Source organism: Bacillus mesophilus, from assembly GCF_011008845.1.
GTDB lineage: Bacteria > Bacillota > Bacilli > Bacillales > SA4 > Bacillus_BS > Bacillus_BS mesophilus.
Window position 1 is genome coordinate 178,828 of record NZ_JAAIWM010000004.1, and the last position, 17,161, is coordinate 195,988.

Consider the following 17,161-nt stretch of genomic DNA (forward strand, 5'->3'; position numbering starts at 1 on the left):
GATGGAAAAACTACCGAAATACTTAAATAAGGTCTTATCGGAAGCCATTTCTTTATATGCTATAAATCCTGATTCATTAAAAAACCTGAATGGGAACGAGAGTACTGTTTTCTCTTATAAGAAAGAACAAAAAGAATACATCCTTAAAATTACTCACAGTAGCCATAGAACACTAGATGAAATATTGGCAGAGATTGATTGGCTACAGTACTTGGATCATTGTAATATTAAGGTCTCTAATCCCATTCCTTCTAGAAATGGACATTTCGTTGAAAAGATTCCTTTAAACAAAGCCTACTATTCAATCATCTCGTACGAAAAAGCATTAGGTTTTCTTATTGACAGAAGCCATTTCACCCCTCAAATTATAAAAAACTGGGGTTCAACAATGGGAAGAATGCATCACGCAACAAAGTTTTACAAGCCTTCAAACACTTATAACCGAAAACATTGGTATGAAAATAAGTATGTAAATATTGATATAAGAGCACTTCCCACTGTTAAACGAAAATATGAAGAAATTAAAGAACGATTAGTTTCCTTACCTATGGGGTCAAATGATTATGGACTTATTCATTCAGATCTTCACCATAGAAACTTTTTATTAAAAGACCAATCCATCACGGTTATCGATTTTGATGATGCAGAATATAGTTGGTTTATTAACGATATAGCTAAAACTTTATACAATGAAACATTTAATTTCTCTGTCCCTTCATCAGAGCGAGATGAATTTGCCTCCTATTTCTTAGATCACTTTCTAGCAGGGTACATGGAAGAAAATCAAATTAACCCATTACTGATGCAGTACTTTCAGGATTTCCTACAACTAAGGCACCTCTTTATTGTTATAAGGAGATTTCATACAATGAATCAATCACAACAAACTAAACTCACTGAAAAGTTTAAGTATGACTTACACTTTGACAAGCTATTGACAAACATCAGAATCAATAAAACATAAAGAGCAAATGCACATAACTCATTTGCTCTTTATGTTGTAACAGACTTTTGTATTTTTAGTTGTTAATTCTACTATAAGATCCCTATGTTCACCTTTAATGACTGCAAGTTGGTCAGCAACCTTATTTAGTAACAGTGGAGTTGTCGCCAGGTTACTAAAAATATCTCCAAATCTCCACGGCCCGTCTGTTTCCATTAATAGCTGGGAGAGCGGTACGTTATTAGCCAAATCCTGATCACGACTTCTGTAACAGACCTCTGGCGTAACCGAGATATAATAGCCACTCTCGACAATTTGATTGACTACTTTAAGGGGAGCTTTTAACCAATGAAAATGGGCTTTTTGTATTTCATGCTTTTGCAATAACTCATATACTATAATCGCTTTATCATGAACTGCATGTAAAACTGCAGGTAACCCATATCTAGCCGAAACCTCTAAACATCTTGATAGAAACTCTTCGTAGTGATGAAGTGTAGGTTTCAGTTCAGCAAGATTATAATGCGGTAGGCCAATCTCACCGATTGCAATAATACGGCTCCTCTCTCTTTTCACCAAGGATTCCCATTCTATAAAATCAGACTCTCTTGGAAGTGGTCTTTCAGGATGAAACCCCACTGCTGCATGAATAAAATCGGGATATTTCCCCTGTAGTTCTAGTGTTCGATAGGATGATGACAGATCAGTCGATACGGCTATCACATTGCTAACACCTGCTAGCAGCCAGCTATCTATTTGTTTTTCTGCATTCGTATATTGATCAAGGTGAATATGGGCATCAATCATCTCTTTGCCTCCTACTATAACTTTCATCGAAGCTTTTCATAGTGGTATAATAATATAATGTTATATTCATTAAGTCGATGTTATGTAATGTTATGTTTTACTGAAGTTCTTTCTTTATATATTTATCTATGATCACTAACAAGGGACTGAAATTATTTGGAACACAATCACTACTATAATGACCTAACAGAGGAATCCTTAATTTCACAATATATATATCAGGATGGTCAATTCAATTATGTTAACCCTGCTTTTTCAAACCTCTTTGGATATAATCGTGAGGAACTTCTTTCCAATAAAATAAAGCTAGAAAATCTCTTACTTCCAGAGTCCTATTCTTTGGCTCTTGAAGTAGGCATAGCGTTTGCTCAATCAGAAAAACCTTTTTGACTAAAAGGAATAAAAAAAGATGGAAATGTGATTCATATTGAAGTCCATTGTAAATTAATTTACGACACCCTTAAGATAATGGGTTCCATCATTGATGTTACTAGCCAAGTAAATTTAGAAGAACACCTAAAGCTAAGTGAAAAGAGATATGAGTCTTTCTTCTATTATAATACGGATATGATATATGACATTGATCTTAATGGAACTATTATCGCAATGAATCCTGCTTGCCAGAGAGTTGCTGGCTATCAACCAGATGAAGTAATCGGGCAATCTTTTGTGTCCTTTATAGTCGATGAACATATAGATAAAACAATGTACCACTTTTCTGAAGCTTTGAATGGGGTCCCCCAACAATTTGATATTACAATTTGGGATAAGGACGGGAAACGTGTAGATTTATCGTGCTCAAGTATCCCCATTATCGTCAACGAAGAAGTAATTGGTGTTTATGGAATTGGTAAGGATATAACAAAAATAAAGAGGGCTGAAGAGCAAGCAACCTTCTTAGCCAATTACGACCCTCTTACAAATTTACCGAACCGCCGCTTATTTGAAAATCGTTTTTCTGAAATAAGTACTAATAAAAAAGTTGCCGTGATGTTTACTGACATAGATCATTTCAAACAAGTGAATGATTCTTTTGGTCATAAAATTGGTGACCAACTAATTCAACTTGTGGCAACGAGACTGAAAAATCAGGTTCGTGATGCTGATACGGTGGCAAGACTAGGTGGAGATGAATTTACGATCCTCTTGCCTAATATAAAAGATGACAAAGAACCTTTAGAAATTGCAGAGCGAATCATTAAAACGATGACAACACCCTTTATCATTGATGGAGTTGATCTCACGACAACCAGTAGCATCGGTATCACTATATCTACTGCTAATCTTGATTATCAAACACTAATACAGCAGGCTGATATTGCCATGTATAAAGCCAAATCTTATGGAAGGAATGGGTACGCCCTTTATTCCAAAGAAATGGATGAACATTGATCATACATGACAAGGGAACTTCTTGAAAGAGAAGTTCCCTTGTTTATATTTATATTTATGAAGCCACTTTGGGATTAGATGAAAAAATTTCTGAAGTCTTTACACGTTGATTTGCATGCTGATATGCGCAATAAACTAAAAAGACAGCAACTAGTATATAGGCTAAAGTGAATTGTGGAGCATAAAACTCGGTGCAATCTCAGAAGTTTCTATTGTTAAAACTCTAGTAATCTGACAATCCTGAAACCTACTTGCAAATTCTTTTCCAATTAGAATCATTAAATCTGTAACAATTTGATGATTTAAGAAAGAATCAACTTTTAAAACATTATTAGATAATACAGTGCCTTTTTCATCGATCGCTCTTTTCAACTGTTCCACTAAGAAGCCCTCCTTTTGAAGCGTTTATCAGTGGTTCCTAAAAACATTAACGTCCTTTTCTTTGCTTTGCTTCTAGAAAAAACAATCAAAGCCAAACAAAAAGCCGAATGACAAGAAACCACCTGAACTAAGTGATTTCTTATCATTCGGCTTAGATAAATGTAAATAAGCACGGATTATAATGGCGTTTTCCTAGAAATTACATCCTGCACTCACCTTATAAACCTTGTAAGAATATCACTTTTTTAATGTATCATAAATCCAAATCTTTAATCTTCTATTTCCTTTACCCTTCCCACAATACCGTTCTGTAACATAACCTTAATACCATGCGGATGTGTAGCAGATTTAGTTAATATCCTTGATACAACACCTTCTGTTAAAATTCCTGTACGCTGATCTTTCTTCTGGACAACCTTCACTCTTGAGCCTATATTTATTTGATTACGAAATGTACCCGACATAATACTCTCCTTTATTCCCACTTCTATATAGTAGTTACTTATTATTTATTTCTAATCATACACCTATAAGGGATATTCCCATAACCCTAACTTTCCTTTGGCTGGAATATATACATCAAGTAACTTCATATCGTGTACCACCCAGGCGTAATTACCAGTAATAAATTCACCTAATAAGAAATCATTACCAGCCACGACACGCCCATCTTCCAAAATCGCAGAGGTTTGATCATGTTCAACAATTTGTAGACAATTAACCAATTTACAAATTGCAATAATTTGTCCGGTCGGAAGCTTGTCTACTGTATAGCCTTTTTTTCCTAGAAGCTTTTGTATGGCTATATGTGAGCAGACTTCCTTATTGATTTTTTTACTAGTATGGATTGCCAGAGTGCCACGGTAGTTCGTTTTCCAGGTTCTTGTTTCATATTGTGCTAGTTGTAGGGCAAACAGACTAGCCCAAGGTTGAATCATTGATAAAACCTTCATCTTAAATGCCTCCATTTTTGGATTCATTTTTTAGTTTATCCTGGCTCTACTCCATCTATCTAATATTTTGATCATAGAAGAGTTCGCTTATCTGTCCTATTAATTGTCAAATACGATATAATAAAATAATAAAATAATAAAATAAAGGCTAACACTCGAAAAAGCTAAAAATAAGGAATGAATTGAAAGAAACCTATTACTTAGATAAGGAGAAGGTATATGCTCCATCATTTTGATACAGATTATATGATTTTACTCTTTTCATTATTGTTATTGTTAGGAGTAATAACGACTAAATTCTCTACTAGGCTCGGTGTTCCCGCGCTTGTGTTATTTATAATCCTCGGAATTGTCATGGGAAGCGATGTATTAGGGATTATCTATTTTGATAATGCGAATATTGCCCAGTTGATTGGAGTTTTAGCACTAGTCATTATTCTATTTGAGGGTGGACTTCAAACAAAATGGAGTTCAGTTAAAAAAGTGACCAAACCAGCACTTTCATTAGCTACTACTGGAGTTATTTTAACAACTGTAATCGTAGCTATAAGTGCAAAGGTTTTACTAGGAATTGATTGGCTTGAGGCATTCTTAATTGGTTCAATTGTTGGTTCAACAGATGCTGCTGCCGTTTTCTATGTATTAACTGGGCAAAATGTTAAAGATAAGATTGCTGCTACACTAGAAGCAGAATCCGGTTCCAATGACCCAATGGCAGTGTTTTTAACTTTATCAGTTATTCAACTGATTATTAATGACCAAGCAAATATCTTCATCCTGATTTTGTCATTTTTCTGGCAGATGGGTATCGGCCTACTACTAGGTTTTATCTTTGGGTGGATTGGTTCAAAATCAATTAATAATATTAACCTAGATTCAAGTGGACTTTATCCAGTTCTTGCGATAGCATTTGCGATCCTTACTTATAGTATCACTGCTATGGTGAACGCCAGTGGTTTACTAGCGGTATATGTTGCAGCAATCGTTATAGGAAATAGGGATTTAACTTATCGACATGCTATTTTCCGTTTTAATGAAGGATTTGCATGGATGATGCAAATTCTAATGTTTATCATTCTTGGATTACTAGTTTTTCCTTCTCAATTAATGAATTGGGATATGATTTGGAAAGGGTTATTACTTTCCTTAATTTTAATTTTTATAGCACGTCCAATTGCTGTCTTCGCGTCGATCCCATATTTTAACTTTAACACGAAGGAAATGGCGTTTATTTCTTGGGCGGGACTACGAGGGGCAGTGCCCATTGTTTTAGCCACTTTCCCTATGATTGCTGGTGTGGAACATAGTCAACTAATCTTTAATGTAGTCTTTTTCGTTGTCTTGACTTCCGCCCTAATTCAAGGATCTACAATTCCGATTTTTGCCAAGAGATTAGGTGTGAAAGGTGACTATAAGGTGACCTCTCCTCACACCTTGGAGCTTGTTTCGATTGGTAAATCCAATGCAGAAATCATTGAGGTTGAGGTAAGAGAAGACCTTTCATTTATTAATAAACAACTTAAGGAAGTCGAACTCCCAGAAAATGTCGTAATCAATGCGATCATACGAAACAATAAACTAATCGCACCTCGTGGTGATACTAGGGTTCTAATTGGAGATATAATGTACATTTTGGCGGAAAAAGATAGTATCAGCAAGATTAAAAAGATGTTTATTTATCATAGTTGATTTTAAACATCAAAGAAAACCAAGTAGCTAGTGCCTCTTGGTTTCTTTTTTTCTCTACAGTTATGTTAACTCTTTAACCATCTTAATAACTTCTTTTTCATACTCGAATTTAGAATAAAAATTGAGAGCTCTTTCATTACGAGCGAAAACATTTAATGTTAATTGCTTATATCCTTTACTTCGCGACCATTCTTCCGCTTTTTCCATCAAGCTCTTCGCTATCCCTTTACCTTCTCCTTCTTTTGAAACAGCCAAAGAAGATATATATCCTTGACTTTCTCCTGTAAAGTAGTCAACGTTTTTAGTGAGATGTAGAAATCCTAATAGTTTTCTTGTATCATCTTCGGCTACAAAAATATCAGAATCCGAATCTAAGTTTTCAATAGCATCTGTTATCAGTTTAAATTGAGCATCTTTCATTTTTTCAGGATCTCGCCACTCCATAAAATCAAACTCAGTAAAACGAGTCGAAAGTCCAATAATAAACTCTTTATCTTCTTCTGTCATTGATCTGATAGTTATTTGCATGTAATACACTCTCCATTTACTAATAATCAATCAACTTTATGGTGTCACACTATTCTTGTTCACTTGTTCAACTTTAACCTCATTTTTATGTTTCTCCCAGAAATTACTCAAGTTATGTGCAGGTGTAAAGAAACCATTTTTCCCGTAAAAGATAAAAGTTAGGAAAATGATAGAAATACATAGCAACAATTCATAATATCCTTTGTAATGGCTTGTTAAGTTTTCTGCCAGGCTAAACAAGGAAAAATTAGGAAGGTTATAGAAAGCTAGATCATTGGTAATATTGTGAATCGCATGTACTAAGGTGGTAACTGATAAGCTTCCTGATTTTAAATACAAATAAGAATAAGATATCCCACCAAAAAACCAGGTTAACAGCATAGCTGGATTCAAGCCTCTAAACGGAATATGTATGATTGTAAATAACAATGGAGAGATCAACAACATAGAAAGAATCTTCCGATGAGAAAGGTTCTTCATAAAATATCCTCTGGTAAGGACCTCCTCATGTGATGCAGCAAAAATCCATCCAATACAAGCAACCAAAAATAATAGATAGAAATTTAATTCTTTTAATAAACTGATGTTAAAGGTTCCACTAATAAAATTATGATGAATGAGAACTCCGACATAACTCAGGATTAAAGTTAAAGTCACGATAAAAGCTGTTAAAACAAAAAACAAATCCTTTCGTTCAACCCTAAAGCCCATTTCCTTTATGTGAACATGATCTAACTTTTTCATGAGATAAGAAATTAAACTAATATTGATTATTGCTACGAACAAATTAACCACGAAAGTTATGAGTCTACTTTCAATCATATCATCAAATAACCCTAACAACATCATGCTTCCAGCCACTACAACCATCGCTAAAATCGTAGCGAAAGATGTGACAAAAATTCGCATTCCAGGACTTAACTTTGCCCCCATCTTATTTCCCCCAATTAGAGATTTTAAAATTACTATTTCTCTATTTATTAGAAAATCCTCTATTTTTTTCTTTTTTTATTAGGAAGGCCAATCTACGTGTTTGTATTAATGAAAAATAAGGCGTGAATTCATCTTGAACTCACGCCAAAAAACTATTTAATTATTTATCAATCCTTAGATTCAATTCAATCCGATATTAGGAGTCCTTGTTGTCTACACTTACACGGTAGCCTTTACGGGTAAGGCTGTCTCCTTAAGGACCTTTCCACCTTGTATAACCACTTTAATATTATCATTGTCTTCTAAAGAACGAATGTCAGTTAAAGGATTTGTACTACAGATCACAATATCTGCTAGTTTTCCAACCTCTAGAGTACCAATTCGATCCTCCCAGCCCATACATTCAGCTGCAACCTTTGTTGTGGATACAATTGCTTCCATAGGAGTCATGCCAATATCAGTCATTAAGGCAAGCTCTCTTAAATTTGTTCCATGAGCCATTACGCCTGCATCTGTTCCCATAGCAATCTTTACACCTGCTTTATAAGCTTTTGCCATATTCACTTTATGCGCTTCTATTGCTTCTTTCGCCTTTTTCACTCCCCAGTCAGGCATTCCAGCTTTTTCAGCTAGTTCTAATACGGAAACTGGAGCTAACAGAGTTGGAACTAAATAAGTACCATTTTCTAGCATTAGTTCAATACACTCATCATCTAGATAAATACCATGCTCGATCGAATGAATTCCTGCTTTAATCGCATTTTTAATTCCCTCTGCTCCTTGTGCATGAGCCATTACCTTGATTCCGCGACGGAATTTAGCTTCTTCGACCATTACCTTTAATTCCTCAATTGTAAACTGAGTAAATTCTGGGTGATCAGTTGGACTTAAGACCCCTCCTGTACTATGTACTTTAATAACATCTGCACCAGCACGAAGTACTTCCCTTACTGTTTTACGGACACTCTCTACACCGTCGCATATTCCGTTCGGCATTCCAGGGTACTCATCCAAAAGAAGTTTCACCGTTTGCCCTGACGCTGTCCAAGAATCTCCGTGCCCCCCTGTTGTGGTTAACGCCGTTACACTAATTTGAATACGTGGACCAACAATTAATCCGTTTTCAACAGCTTGCTTTACACCTGCGTCCGTACCACCACAGTCTCTTACAGAGGTGATTCCTGCATTTATTGTATTTTTCATGTAGTTAATCGATTTATAAAAATTATATGAAAAAGGAGTCGCTAATCTTTGTTCTACTGGCTCATACTCTAGCATCATATGAACATGAGTATCAATGAATCCAGGTAAAATCGTGCCCCCATTTGCATCTAAAACAGTAGTCTCTCCATCAAATCTCGGTAAGTCTTCTTCTCGACCCACAAATATAATCTTTTCACCTTCAAAAGCAAGAGCACCATTTACGATCGACTCTCCGCCATTTCCATCTACTAATCTCCCATTCTTAATCACTGTAACTGACATTTAACCTCTTCCTCTCGTTTTTATTTTTTTAACCCTGCTTCAATGGTGTGGGTCTTACCTCTGCCGGAACAGGTGAAACATATGGGGTTCCGTCAATTTTTTCCACTAATTCTTGTTTTGCTTGATCCACTAATGATGGATTCCACAGTAATTCTATTGCTGTTTTAGCCAACACTTTTCCAGCATATAGCATCCCCTTATGTGCAATCGAGGTTGCCCCTTGAGAAACTAACTGCCAGGAGTGGAATGGTGTACCAAATACAAAACAAGGACCCCAAAATTGAGCGGTTGGTGTAACCCAGCTAACATCTCCAACATCCGTTGACCCAAACATAATTTCATTTGATTCATGATAAGGTAGCACTTCTTGATAAAATAACTCTTCGCGTATATTTTTAGAGATATTTACTTTATAAAGTCTTTTCGCTTCTGCTACCGTACTACGTAAATCATCTTCTGTTATTTTCTCCATCATTTGAGCAGCGAATGTCAATTCACCCTCTTCATACTGTGGCAACGAAAACTGTTCCATGCTATCCTGCATCACTTTTCCCAAAATGTTGTTGGGAATATAATTGGAACAAGCCTTATCAAATTTAACCTCAACCTCTGTGTCTGTCATAAGAGCTGCACCGCTAGCAATCTTAAATACTCTATCAAAAATGGCATTAACCTCTGAGATTTCAGGAGCGCGTATTAAATAGAGGACCTCTGCCTCCGCCTGAACAACATTAGGGGAAAGGCCACCTGCATTGACTATTGAATAGTGAATTCTAGCTTCCGGAATAATATGCTCTCTTAAGTAATTTACTCCTACATTCATAAGCTCTACAGCGTCTAAAGCACTTCTTCCTAAGTGAGGAGAGTTAGCAGCATGAGATGCAGTACCTGTAAACTTAAAATATACCTGATAGTTTGCTAGTGTAGTGGAGGCAAACATTCCGGTATAATTACCAGGATGCCAGGTTAATGAACAATCAACGTCATCAAATAGCCCTTCTCTCACCATAAAGGTTTTACCTGAGCCACCCTCTTCACCAGGACAACCATAATAACGAATGGTTCCCTCAAGCCCATTCTCTAGCATATACTCCTTTACCGAAATAACTGCCGCAAGGACTGAAGCACCATAAAGATTATGACCACAACCATGTCCATTACCCTTTGGAACTAAGGCTTCTTTTAGATTACTTTCTTTCTTTTGACTTAGGCCAGAAAGTGCGTCAAACTCACCAAGTATTCCAATTACAGGTTTACCTGAGCCGAAGCTCGCAATAAACGCTGTAGCTATTCCACCAACTCCCCGGTCTACATTGAAGCCCTCTTCCTCCAGTACTTTACAAAGAAGTTCGGCGGATTGATACTCTTCAAATCTAGTTTCTGCGAAATCCCAAATTTGATCGCTGACCGAAGTAAATAGATCTTTTTTCTCTTCAATGCATTGTTCTATCGCTGAAATAATGCTCACTGTGTCACTTCCTCTTTGGAAGTTCCATTTATAAATTGACGAACATTCTCAAGGTATTTTTCATTTTCCTCTACATGAGGAGAATGCCCACTATTTTCATAGATAATAAGTGTTGAGTTTGTTAATTCCTTAGCTATTGTTTCAGAGCATTCCACAGGGGTAACCCAATCATGCCTTCCAACAGAAACGAGAACAGGAACGTTAATAGACTTTAACTGATCTTGGATATTGTAATTGGGTTGATTAACTTTAAAGGCGTAGTTATGCGTCTCATAGTGATAGAAAATGGAATCAATTCTATCTTGAATTTGATCTGGATTTTGTTCGACAGTGTATAGAGGCAATAAAGCACCAAATATCTCTTTTAAGTCTTCGTCTGAGGTAGTTTCACCTTTCCAAAGTCGGTCTAACACTTCTTCTGTTACACTAGGTAAATTAGCCTTTAAAGCTCGTTCAGTGGATAGGTGATGATAATCCTGATTTGCCGCTGTATCCCTTAGTAAAACGTGAGAAACATGGTCTTGATAGCGGAGTACATATTCTAGGGATAAAAATCCTCCATAAGAACCACCATGAATCATGATTTTGTCTAAATTTAATTGTTTCCTTAATTCATCGATATCCGCAGTCCATTGTTCATGAGAATATGGCGGTTTATCTTCAGATCTACCTGAACCTCTCATATCTAAAAAAACTAATTTATATTGATCACCAAGCGATTTAAACGCATGGAGATCAGCCCGACAATCGCCTAAGCCTGGAGCACCATGGATAAAGAAAATCGCTTTACCATCGTCTTTTCCATGTACCTCATAATAAATTTCACAATCATTAATAGTAGTGAACATGAAATCCCTCCTTATATATGAAAAGAAAAAACGCCGTATGGAACGACGTTTTTTCTCTTTTTCAGGAAAAACGATTAGTTTGCTCCACTAATTGCCCATTTTTGTAGGTCGTGGTGCGTACCAAATGTTTTTGGCTTACCAAATTCAACACGCTTATTCACACCAGCAAAGTCATGGTCAGAATATAAAGTTAGAACTGGCATATCATCAATTATTAACTTCTGAAGTTCACTGTAGATTCCTTTTCGTACTTCAACGTCAGCTTCTTGCTTACCCTTTAGAAGTAATTCATCCATCTTAGGGCTGCTGTATTGCATGAAGTTGTAAGTAGCGCCAGTTGCATACACGCTAGATACATCTGGATCTAATGTTAACGTAAATCCAACTAACAATAAGTCAAACTCTCCTGCTGCACCTTTTTGCATGATCGTTGGGAAGTCATAGTTAGTGATTTCAGTTTTAACCCCAATTTGAGCTAAGCTTTGTGCAATAATTGGAGCTGATTGCTCACGTACTTTATTTCCAATTGGAACTACTAGCTCTAGCGGCTTGCTGAAATCAAAACCTGCGTCCTCTAACATCTTCTTAGCTTCTTCAGGATTGTAGTCAATTTTCCCTACACTCTTATCTAAGAATGGAGAGACTGATGAATATGGTCCGTCAATATACTCACCGTAACCTTTTAAAAGCTTATCAACTAAAAGTTGACGATCTACTGCCATGGATAATGCCTTACGAACTTCAACACTTAATTTTTCAGTGTTATACATCATTGTTTGGAAACCAATTGTTGGTTCAACAGATGTTTCAATGTGTTCAAAGCTACTTACTGTGTCGTAATCTTGAACAGCAATTTTACCAATACCTTTCGATACGTTGAAATCAAGCTCTCCAGTTTGAAGCTGTGCTACTAAGTTCGGAGCGGGCATGATCTTGATAAATAATTTTTCAAGCTCTGGAGTTCCAGCATAATAATCTGTGTTAGCTGCTAATTCTACATATTGATCCTTTTCATATTTAACAAATTTAAATGCCCCGTTAGAAACATCTGGATTTTGCATATAAGGATGAGTTGAAAGATCTTCAACAGGAACATCTCCTAAGATATGCTTTGGCAAAGTCAGGACGTTTAAGCCAAACATTTCTTTCATATAGTTAGGGTCAACAGGTACAGCTGTCTTAAGCTCGAGTGTCTTGTCATCTACAATCTTGATCGATGACAATTCAGTTTGACCTTCTGGCAGTTTACCATTAGCTTCTAAACCATCTAACATAGAGATGTTAGCACCTTGAGAAGTTTCAGACTTAGGGTGTGCAATTGTATTAATAGTGAATGCTAAGTCATGTGAAGTAACTGGAGTTCCATCAGACCATTTAGCATCTTTGTTAATTTTAATCGTATAATTCTGACCATCAGTTGACTCAAATGACTCAGCTAGACGAGGTACAAAGTTTAAAGGTCCATCCATTTCTAGCAATGTATCTTGAAAGAACTTTTGGATAAACATTGCGGCAACATCCCCTGAGTTGATTGGGTTGAAGCCTGTTGGTGGATTTACTAACCCGATAAACATCGTACTTGGATCGCCATTATCTGTAGTTGCTGGTTGATCAGTTGATCCACCATCTTTTGGATCTTCACTAGTAGCTGGATCTGCTGCCCCACTACAAGCTGCTAAAAATAGTAAACATAGGATTGCGATCAAACTAAATGCTTTTTGAACTGACTGTTTCATGTCTTTCCCCCCAATTTTTAAAATAACTTCATATAAGAAGTGTTACTACTTAAAGCTTTTTGGATCAACAGCATCACGGAGTCCATCACCCATAAAGTTGATAGAAATAACAGCCAAGACAATCATTAACCCTGGCGGAAGCCATAACCATGGCTGTTGTGCAAGGACTGTTAACGATTGAGCTTCTGTTAACATGTTCCCCCAACTCGCCGTAGGAGGCTGAACTCCCATTCCCAAGAAACTTAACGATGCTTCCATGATAATCGCAAAGGCAATCCCGAAGGTTGCATTAACGAGTATTGGTGCTAAAGCATTTGGTAGGATATGATTCAGTAATATTCTTGGCGTCGTATATCCTAATGCTACCCCCGCTTTTACATAATCCATTTCTTTAAGAGATAACACACTTCCCCTGACTAATCGCGCAATAGGTGGCCAACCGAGTAATCCCAACACTAAAATAATGTTGAACAAGCTTGGTCCCATTACACTTACTAACACTAAAATAACCATTAAGTATGGGAATGACATAAATACATCTGTAATACGCATAATTAGCATATCTACCCATTTACCCATATATCCTGCCAACGCACCTAGTATAGTTCCTATTACTACATATATAGCAACTGCACCTACACCAACCGAAAGTGAAACCCTCGATGCATAAATCAAGCGACTTAAAACATCACGGCCTACCTGATCAGTGCCAAGCGGATACTCTGCTGAAGGCTTTGCTTCAAATTCGTACCCCACCTCATATGGATCGTGAGGAGCAATGAGAGGAGCAAATATAGCCATTAAGACAATGATTAAAAACATAACTAGACCTAAAACAGCAAGCCTGTGTTTAAGAAAGCGAGTCGTAATGACCCTTAAATAACTTTCCTCTTTTCCGAGCCCCTCTTGGTTAGCTGTCTTGAGCACAACCTGAGCATGATCTACATCTATTTTTGGTAATGACATCTATTTCCCCCCTTAGTTGTACTTAATCCGAGGATCCACAACTGAATACATGACGTCAGTTAAAAGGTTAGCAAACAAAACTGTAAATGCAGCTAAGAAATTCAAAGCCATTAGTGTTGGATAATCACGTGAACCAATCGACTGAATTGTTAGCTGACCTAACCCTGGCCACTGGAAAATTTGTTCTGTTACAACTGCTCCTCCGATCAATAACGGAATATCTAATCCTATTACTGTAACAATTGGAATTAATGCATTTCTTAAAGCATGCTTATTGTTAACTAGAAACTCACGTAACCCCTTTGCACGTGCTGTTCTTAGATAGTCCTGACCTAAAACTTCCAGCATACTTGATCTAACGTAACGGACCATGTTACCTGCAATAGCAGTCCCAAGTACAGTGGCTGGTAGTATTAAATGCATAAATACATCCATAAAACCTCCGGAAGATCCGAGGGTAGTCATTCCACCTGTTGGAAGAACTTTGAATACAATTGAGAAAACATAAATTGCTCCTAATCCTAGGAAAAAGTTTGGAATCGAAATTCCTAAAAACGAAACAGAAGTCGTTAAATAATCAATAAAGGAATACTGCCTTGTTGCACTTAGAATTCCGATTGGGATTGCAATTAGATAAGCAATGATTAATGCAGCACCCATTAGGAGGAAGGTTGGTCCCATTCGGTCTACGATGTTATTCATGACTGGCTCATATGAGGCGAAGGAATACCCAAAATCTCCTTGTAGCATATTCCCCATCCACCTACCGTACTGCTCCCATAATGGATCATTTAATCCGAGCGCTTCTTTTTTTGCTTCCTTGTCAGCCTCAGACATATTCGGATTAACAAACATGTCAACCGGGTTACCGGGTGCTAGATTAATAATGAAAAAGTTAAAGATTGTTACTCCAATTAAAACTGGAATTGCGATGAGAATTCTTCGGATAATATATTGAAACATCTTTTACCCTCCCTTCCTTCCTATTCGTTTAATGGAAAGTGACAGGCAACGGAATGATTCGTTCCCGTTAAAACTGGCGCTTCCTCAATACATTTGTTTTGGACAAACGGACAACGGGTATGGAATTTACATCCCTTTGGAGGATTCGCCGGGCTCGGTACATCCCCTTCAATAACGACCCTTTCACGTCCACGCATATGTGGATTTGGAATTGGATAGGCACTAAGCAATCCACTGGTGTATGGATGCTTTGGTTTTTTAAAGATTTCTTCTGTTGTTGCGACCTCTACGATATTACCTAAGTACATAACAGCAATTCGATCACTGATGTACTTTACCGCACCTAAACCATGACCGATAAATAAGAAGGTTAAACTAAACTCTTTTTGCAAGTCTTTTAATAGATTTAATACTTGAGCTTGTATGGAAACATCTAATGCGGATACAGGCTCATCGCAAACTATTAATTTAGGATTTAATATAAGCGCCCTGGCAATTCCGATTCTCTGACGCTGTCCACCGGAAAATTCATGAGGGTAACGACTACTATAAGACCTTGGTAAACCAACAATCTCTAATATGTCGTCTACTTTCTTCTTAACCTCTGATGGCTTAGCTAACTTATGGAAAAGAAGAGGTTCACTTAATAAATCACCTATCCGCTTTCTCGGATTCAAGGAAGAATAAGGATCCTGAAAGATGATTTGTAAATCTGTTCTAACTTTTCTCATTTCAGATACAGAAAGGTGAGTTAGGTTTTGACCATTAAATAGGATTTCACCTTCGGTAGGTTTTTCAAGTTGGACAATCGCCCGTCCTGTAGTGGATTTACCACAACCTGACTCACCAACTAGCCCTAAAGTTTCTCCTGGATAAATATCAAACGAAATTCCATCAACTGCTTTTACATGCCCTACTGTTCTCGACAGAATCCCCTTTGTAATTGGGTAGTGTTGTTTTAAGTCTCGAACCTGTAATAGAGGTGCTGTTTTTGTGCTTTGTTCTTCCTTTTCCATAACTGGTTGTTGGCTCATACATGAACCTCCTTCCCTGGTTGATCTGAATTACTTTCCTCCACTAGCCAACACCTTACTTTGTGATTATCATATTTATCTGTATGAATTAAGTTTGGCTGCTCCTGTATGCATCGTTCTGTTGCAAACTCACACCTTGTATGAAATCTACATCCAGATGGCATGTTTTGCAGGCTTGGAACCGCTCCAGGAATCGAGGTGAGTCTTTCTTCAGCATCGTATTCAATATGCGGAATAGATCCAATTAGTCCTTTTGTATAAGGATGCTTCGGATTATCAAATAGGGTGTATACATCCGCTTCTTCAACTACTTGCCCCGCGTACATAACGATAATTCGATCTACCATTTCGGCTACCACACCTAAATCATGAGTGATCAGAACAATGGCAGTGTTAGATTGAGATCTTAATTTTTTCATTAGCTCCAAAATTTGAGCTTGAATTGTAACATCCAATGCAGTTGTAGGTTCATCAGCAATGAGAAGCTTAGGCATACAGGATAGAGCCATTGCGATCATAACACGCTGTCTCATCCCACCCGATAAAGCATGTGGATATTCATCCATAATTGCTTCAGGTCTTGGTATACCAACTTTGCTTAACATTTCAATTGCATAAGTTCTTGCTTCTTTCTTTCCTAGTTTCATATGAAGGCGAACACCTTCTGTTAGTTGATTTCCGATTGTAAACACAGGGTTTAAAGATGTCATCGGTTCTTGGAATATCATAGATATTTCATTTCCACGAATTTTTCGCATTTCTGATTCAGGAATCTTAGCAAGATCCTTACCATTAAAATTAATGGATCCATTTTTCACTAGTCCGTGTTTACCTAGGAGCCTCATGATTGATAAAGATGTAACACTCTTACCACAACCAGATTCTCCAACAATTCCAATTGTCTCCCCTGGTTTAAGCTTAAAGCTTACTTCTTCTACTGAAGTCACCTCTCCTTTACCTGTTCTGAAGACAGTTTGAAGTTTGTCAACATTCAATAAATATTCTCCCACTAGTACGCCCCCCTTACTATGTCTC

At 37.1% G+C, this 17,161-nt stretch carries 17 protein-coding genes and 1 pseudogene; 4 read left to right on the forward strand and 14 right to left on the reverse strand.

The window, feature by feature from the left end:
- The first annotated feature begins 1 nt into the window (after position 1).
- Complete coding sequence (locus tag G4D63_RS12945; protein ID WP_163180077.1) at positions 2-964, forward strand: phosphotransferase enzyme family protein; 963 nt, start codon at positions 2-4, stop codon at positions 962-964.
- Positions 965-982: 18 nt separating this feature from the next.
- Here the strand turns inward: G4D63_RS12945 and G4D63_RS12950 are convergent, their stop codons facing one another.
- The gene (locus tag G4D63_RS12950) at positions 983-1,750 is read right to left on the reverse strand and encodes a TatD family hydrolase (RefSeq protein WP_163180078.1); all 768 of its coding nucleotides are present in this window, start codon (positions 1,748-1,750) and stop codon (positions 983-985) included.
- A gap of 156 nt (positions 1,751-1,906) precedes the next feature.
- Between G4D63_RS12950 and G4D63_RS12955 the strand changes: the two genes are divergently transcribed.
- Entirely contained in the window at positions 1,907-2,140 is a 234-nt protein-coding gene (locus tag G4D63_RS12955) for a PAS domain S-box protein (protein WP_163180079.1), read from the forward strand.
- A 27-nt stretch (positions 2,141-2,167) separates the two neighbouring features.
- A complete protein-coding gene (locus G4D63_RS12960) occupies positions 2,168-3,142 on the forward strand; it encodes a diguanylate cyclase domain-containing protein (RefSeq protein WP_163180080.1) in 975 nt (324 codons plus the stop codon).
- A 180-nt stretch (positions 3,143-3,322) separates the two neighbouring features.
- Here G4D63_RS12960 and G4D63_RS12965 read toward each other — a convergent pair.
- The 3 genes and pseudogenes from G4D63_RS12965 to G4D63_RS12975 all read right to left on the reverse strand — a co-directional run.
- A pseudogene (locus G4D63_RS12965) lies at positions 3,323-3,523 on the reverse strand (type I phosphoribosyltransferase); the annotation flags it as partial.
- Positions 3,524-3,792: 269 nt separating this feature from the next.
- The gene (locus G4D63_RS12970) at positions 3,793-3,987 is read right to left on the reverse strand and encodes a YwbE family protein (protein ID WP_163180081.1); all 195 of its coding nucleotides are present in this window, start codon (positions 3,985-3,987) and stop codon (positions 3,793-3,795) included.
- Between the two features lie 63 nt (positions 3,988-4,050).
- Positions 4,051-4,476 carry an ASCH domain-containing protein gene (locus G4D63_RS12975; RefSeq protein ID WP_163180082.1) on the reverse strand — a complete coding sequence of 142 codons (426 nt, stop codon included), beginning with the start codon at positions 4,474-4,476 and terminating at the stop codon, positions 4,051-4,053.
- A 219-nt stretch (positions 4,477-4,695) separates the two neighbouring features.
- On the opposite strand from G4D63_RS12975, the gene G4D63_RS12980 reads away from it, so the two are divergent.
- The gene (locus tag G4D63_RS12980) at positions 4,696-6,165 is read left to right on the forward strand and encodes a potassium/proton antiporter (protein ID WP_163180083.1); all 1,470 of its coding nucleotides are present in this window, start codon (positions 4,696-4,698) and stop codon (positions 6,163-6,165) included.
- A gap of 60 nt (positions 6,166-6,225) precedes the next feature.
- On the opposite strand, the gene G4D63_RS12985 is transcribed toward G4D63_RS12980, so the two are convergent.
- From G4D63_RS12985 to G4D63_RS13030, 10 genes are all read right to left on the reverse strand, one after another.
- Positions 6,226-6,693, reverse strand: coding sequence for a GNAT family N-acetyltransferase (locus G4D63_RS12985; RefSeq protein ID WP_163180084.1), 468 nt, complete (start codon positions 6,691-6,693; stop codon positions 6,226-6,228).
- A gap of 36 nt (positions 6,694-6,729) precedes the next feature.
- On the reverse strand, positions 6,730-7,626 hold the full coding sequence (locus tag G4D63_RS12990) for a CPBP family intramembrane glutamic endopeptidase (protein ID WP_163180085.1): 897 nt from the start codon (positions 7,624-7,626) through the stop codon (positions 6,730-6,732).
- A gap of 219 nt (positions 7,627-7,845) precedes the next feature.
- Complete coding sequence (locus G4D63_RS12995; protein ID WP_163180086.1) at positions 7,846-9,111, reverse strand: metal-dependent hydrolase family protein; 1,266 nt, start codon at positions 9,109-9,111, stop codon at positions 7,846-7,848.
- Positions 9,112-9,139: 28 nt separating this feature from the next.
- Positions 9,140-10,579, reverse strand: a complete 1,440-nt coding sequence (locus G4D63_RS13000; RefSeq protein WP_163180087.1) for an amidohydrolase — start codon at positions 10,577-10,579, stop codon at positions 9,140-9,142.
- Positions 10,576-11,427: an alpha/beta fold hydrolase gene (locus G4D63_RS13005; RefSeq protein ID WP_163180088.1), complete on the reverse strand. Its 852-nt coding sequence runs from the start codon at positions 11,425-11,427 to the stop codon at positions 10,576-10,578. The genes G4D63_RS13000 and G4D63_RS13005 overlap by 4 nt, the downstream gene beginning before the upstream one ends.
- Positions 11,428-11,501: 74 nt before the next feature.
- Entirely contained in the window at positions 11,502-13,163 is a 1,662-nt protein-coding gene (locus tag G4D63_RS13010; protein WP_163180089.1) for an ABC transporter substrate-binding protein, read from the reverse strand.
- A 45-nt stretch (positions 13,164-13,208) separates the two neighbouring features.
- A complete protein-coding gene (opp4C, locus tag G4D63_RS13015; RefSeq protein ID WP_163180090.1) occupies positions 13,209-14,129 on the reverse strand; it encodes an oligopeptide ABC transporter permease in 921 nt (306 codons plus the stop codon).
- 12 nt (positions 14,130-14,141) lie between these two features.
- Positions 14,142-15,092, reverse strand: a complete 951-nt coding sequence (locus tag G4D63_RS13020; protein ID WP_163180091.1) for an ABC transporter permease — start codon at positions 15,090-15,092, stop codon at positions 14,142-14,144.
- A 20-nt stretch (positions 15,093-15,112) separates the two neighbouring features.
- Positions 15,113-16,126, reverse strand: coding sequence for an ABC transporter ATP-binding protein (locus tag G4D63_RS13025; RefSeq protein ID WP_163180092.1), 1,014 nt, complete (start codon positions 16,124-16,126; stop codon positions 15,113-15,115).
- Entirely contained in the window at positions 16,123-17,136 is a 1,014-nt protein-coding gene (locus G4D63_RS13030) for an oligopeptide/dipeptide ABC transporter ATP-binding protein (RefSeq protein ID WP_163180093.1), read from the reverse strand. The genes G4D63_RS13025 and G4D63_RS13030 overlap by 4 nt, the downstream gene beginning before the upstream one ends.
- Positions 17,137-17,161: the final 25 nt, after the last annotated feature.

Coding starts and splice junctions, on each gene's coding strand:
- G4D63_RS12950 (WP_163180078.1), bottom strand. CDS start 1,750: ATGATTGATGCCCATATTCACCTTGATCAATATACGAATGCAGAAAAA.
- G4D63_RS12975 (WP_163180082.1), bottom strand. CDS start 4,476: ATGAAGGTTTTATCAATGATTCAACCTTGGGCTAGTCTGTTTGCCCTA.
- G4D63_RS12945 (WP_163180077.1), top strand. CDS start 2: ATGGAAAAACTACCGAAATACTTAAATAAGGTCTTATCGGAAGCCATT.
- G4D63_RS12980 (WP_163180083.1), top strand. CDS start 4,696: ATGCTCCATCATTTTGATACAGATTATATGATTTTACTCTTTTCATTA.
- G4D63_RS13020 (WP_163180091.1), bottom strand. CDS start 15,092: ATGTTTCAATATATTATCCGAAGAATTCTCATCGCAATTCCAGTTTTA.
- G4D63_RS12985 (WP_163180084.1), bottom strand. CDS start 6,693: ATGCAAATAACTATCAGATCAATGACAGAAGAAGATAAAGAGTTTATT.
- G4D63_RS13025 (WP_163180092.1), bottom strand. CDS start 16,126: ATGAGCCAACAACCAGTTATGGAAAAGGAAGAACAAAGCACAAAAACA.
- G4D63_RS12970 (WP_163180081.1), bottom strand. CDS start 3,987: ATGTCGGGTACATTTCGTAATCAAATAAATATAGGCTCAAGAGTGAAG.
- G4D63_RS13010 (WP_163180089.1), bottom strand. CDS start 13,163: ATGAAACAGTCAGTTCAAAAAGCATTTAGTTTGATCGCAATCCTATGT.
- G4D63_RS12990 (WP_163180085.1), bottom strand. CDS start 7,626: ATGGGGGCAAAGTTAAGTCCTGGAATGCGAATTTTTGTCACATCTTTC.
- G4D63_RS12995 (WP_163180086.1), bottom strand. CDS start 9,111: ATGTCAGTTACAGTGATTAAGAATGGGAGATTAGTAGATGGAAATGGC.
- G4D63_RS13005 (WP_163180088.1), bottom strand. CDS start 11,427: ATGTTCACTACTATTAATGATTGTGAAATTTATTATGAGGTACATGGA.
- opp4C (WP_163180090.1), bottom strand. CDS start 14,129: ATGTCATTACCAAAAATAGATGTAGATCATGCTCAGGTTGTGCTCAAG.